At 45.7% G+C, this 1506-nt stretch carries 1 protein-coding gene; it reads left to right on the top strand.

Annotated elements, in window-relative coordinates; genetic code table 11:
* The first annotated feature begins 234 nt into the window (after positions 1-234).
* A complete protein-coding gene (locus tag A3757_RS23645; protein ID WP_068513414.1) occupies positions 235-1365 on the top strand; it encodes an NAD(P)/FAD-dependent oxidoreductase in 1131 nt (376 codons plus the stop codon).
* Positions 1366-1506: the final 141 nt, after the last annotated feature.

Raw genomic sequence — 1506 nt, 5'->3', positions numbered from 1 at the left:
CGATTGCAGACAACGAGACTGAAGATGGGCGCGCTAAAAATAGGCGAGTGGTCGCAGTGCTTGAGGCTCAGGTGACCAAAGAAGCATTGCGTTAAGTCAGCTCTAGTCTTTAGAGCAATAGTATGAGGGTCTACATGGGTCGAAGTTTCGGTCTTGTAGGCCTTTTTTGTTTAATGTAGGGTCATAGCTGCTCGCTAAAGGAGTTAAGAGAAGAATTGTGAGGCGCAAATAGCGATGGAACAGTTTAATGTGGATTGCCTGGTGATCGGAGCTGGAGTTGTTGGTTTAGCAATAGCGAGGCGAATAGCTCTTGAGGGTCGGGAAGTTTTGCTCGTCGATAAAGAATCCAGCATTGGCACGCAGACTTCTTCACGCAATAGTGAAGTGATCCATGCAGGAATATATTACCCAAAAGGTTCCTTAAAAGCTCAGCTATGCGTGGCTGGGAAAGAAATGTTATATGACTATTGTGCTAAGCATCACCTTCCTTTCAAAGCTTGTGGAAAATTGATTGTTGCGACAAGTGATGATCAGATAGCTCGTCTTCAGGAAATTAAAAACCAAGCTCAACTTAATGGTGTAGACGATCTTCGCTTCATCGGTTCTGTAGAACTTAATAAGCTAGAGCAAGCGATAGTGGGTAAAGCAGCCTTATTGTCGCCTTCGACAGGCGTTTTGGATAGTCATGCCTATATGCTTCAATTGCAGGCTGATCTTGAGGCAAACGGTGGTCAGTGCGTGTTTAACTCAGAGCTCCAGATAACCGGGCAGGATGAGGGTGGAGTTGAGCTTACTCTCAATGGCGGGGAGGCTCTGATAAGAACGAAGTGCTGCATCAACTCTGCAGGTCTAAATGCTCAGCCTCTTGTTAATGATTCTCCAGCCATTTCTATTGCCGAGTTACCGAAAGCTTTCTTTGCCAAAGGAAGTTACTTTGCTTATAGCGGCGCAGCTCCTTTTGATCATTTAGTCTATCCGGTTCCTGAGCCGGGAGGTCTGGGTGTTCATCTTACGCTTGATATGCAGGGAGCTGCTAAATTTGGCCCGGATGTTGAGTGGCTGGACGTGACTGATGTTGAGCACATTGACTATAAGGTGGACCCGAAAAAACGGGAGCAGTTTTACGCAGAGGTGAGTAAATATTGGCCTGAAGTAGAGCTCGATAAAATGCATGCTGATTACTCCGGTGTCCGGCCTAAAATTGTCCCTCCCGGAAACATGGCAGCTGACTTTTCCATACAAGGGCCTGCTGATCATGGTGTAGCAGGCTTAGTAAACTTACTTGGAATTGAGTCGCCAGGTTTAACATCTTCTTTGGCTATTGCAGAGTATATTTACTCTATTCTGAAGAAAGAAAAACTATAACATTACTCTTTATGGCTATTTGCCTAGCTGGCTTTTGGTGTTCTGGCCAGACTCCAGATATCAACGCGACTCGCCCCTTTATCAAGGAGTAATTGGCTACATATTTCGCTGGTCGCTTTTGTGGTCACGACGTCATCAACT

The sequence above is a fragment of the Oleiphilus sp. HI0117 genome (assembly GCF_001635235.1).
This window is presented reverse-complemented; position numbering and strand designations above follow the sequence as displayed.